This window comes from Sporomusa sp., from assembly GCF_057736855.1.
Window position 1 is genome coordinate 1 of sequence record NZ_JBYKYF010000099.1, and the last position, 1,861, is coordinate 1,861.

Genomic DNA, 1,861 nt, shown 5'->3' on the forward strand with positions numbered 1-1,861 from the left:
CATGTTCTATCTCCTTTCCTAAATCGGCAGTCTTTGAATATCCGTGAACAAAATACCCCAGGCTACGCGCTGGCCCTGAGACTGAAACGGCTCATCCGGTTCCTTAACGAACGCACCACCCGTGCAATAATAGGTTTTCTGCATCTTCGGCGCCCGTACCGTAAGGCTGATTTGCGCCCACTCGTCAGTGGGGGCAGCCCAAAGATAATTAAATAAACCCTGCAAAAAGTTATGCAAAGTAGAAGTTTGCTGCGCATTGATAGTCACGTTGCCGTTATTACCGGCAATCTTCGAGACCATGATATTTCCATCGGCTGCAACGTCATGTACGGTCCGATCCGTCAGTTTTGAAATAGTCAAATCGCCAATACCTTCACCTTGGATAGTGTAAGAGCCATAGGACGGGTGAGAGATAGTGGCGTCAATGTCGGTAAAGCTAAATGTGCTATGTTTAGGAGCCATAATAATCCTCCTTCCTTTATCGGTTTACATCCACCTGAACGGTGACATGATGAATTGCACCGGCCAGTTTCAAAGATACGTAAATAGGCGGTGATTTACGGGCGTCACGGTCAGCCTGAGACTGTTCGTCAATCGGCTCAGACTGGATGAAATAGCCGCCGGGCAGAGTATCGCCTTTTTTAAGGTTCAAAATATCTGCAGCTTTCCAAACGCCGGATTCAATAAATCCAACACGGTTCATAGTCTGACAGACTTCCTTGATGGCATCAATAAGCTGGGTCATTCCGGATTCTGTCTGTGCAATCTTGTTATTCTGAACCAACAGGTCCATTAGCGCCAGCTGCATATCATTTTGGTACTTGTCCAAGAAAATCATTTCATCAAACCAGGTGCCGTCGGCCATGGTGCCTTCTTCGAAAATGTCGTAGTAGCTACCGCGGTTGATATATACATTGCCATTATTGGCTTTTATCTTTTCAACGGCACTGGAAGGAAACACGCCGGACGAATTCTCAGTTTCTACGCCTACCTCTGTTTTATAAGCCAGAGTGTAGGCACTGCCGGCTGTACCGGTCATTGCGCCCATAGCCCAGCCGATGATGGCGCAGATAGCGTCTGGATGTTTGCTAGAATATTGCCCGATGCTCCGACGATAATTCTTAGCCTTCATGGCTGCAAAAATATTGCCATCAGCGTTGGTCAGTACATCCGCATCGTTGGTGGTATAGGCATACAAGCTGTTTGGCTTGATAGCTTCCATGTACTCAGCAATCGCTAGATGATCAGCCTTTGTGGCTGGTGCACAGTAGATGCCGACATACCACTCGCCGTTTGCCTCTCGGCAGGCTTGCATAGTTTCTACCGGCGTTTCTGGACGGGTAACAGGCTCGCCCTCAATCTCCTCAGTAACAGTTCCAATACAGCCGACAGCTACACGCTGCGGCTTTTTTGCTTGACCGAAAATCAGGGCTGCCGCTTTGTACAAGCGATCATTCAATGTAAACCCGTCTTCCAGCATCTCATTAATGCCAGAGTAGATTTTTACCCTTTCAGCCGGAGTAATAACATCTGTTTCACCAACAATCAAGGCCAGGTCAAAAGCTTTTCGCACCGCTGACCGGGCTGCTAGATTGACTATAATATTAACTACCGGTTCAAGCGGTAAAGTTTTTAAGGCCATTACTTCACGCTCCTATCGATTGTAATGGGCTGTAACAGTCACCGATTCAATGCGCCCAACATCTTCGTCTGGTAAACGGTACAGTTCATTAAAGGTTAATCTAAGATCCCAGCGATTCCACCATTGGCCAGCAAATAATTCCGGGAAGCGCCGACAAGTTGGCATATTGGGAACTAAAAAAACGGAGTTTGCCGACAGCAGACGCTTGATGCCTTGCCG

3 protein-coding genes are annotated in these 1,861 nt (G+C 47.6%); all 3 read right to left on the minus strand.

Going from position 1 to position 1,861, the window contains the following annotated elements:
* Nucleotides 1-18: 18 nt before the first annotated feature.
* The gene (locus AC29Z1_RS08325) at nt 19-462 is read right to left on the minus strand and encodes a tail tube family protein (RefSeq protein ID WP_488270995.1); all 444 of its coding nucleotides are present in this window, start codon (nt 460-462) and stop codon (nt 19-21) included.
* A gap of 16 nt (nt 463-478) precedes the next feature.
* Entirely contained in the window at nt 479-1,642 is a 1,164-nt protein-coding gene (locus tag AC29Z1_RS08330) for a DUF3383 family protein (protein ID WP_488270996.1), read from the minus strand.
* A 12-nt stretch (nt 1,643-1,654) separates the two neighbouring features.
* A partial coding sequence (locus AC29Z1_RS08335) for a phage neck terminator protein (RefSeq protein WP_488270997.1) occupies nt 1,655-1,861 on the minus strand: 207 nt, incomplete at its 5' end.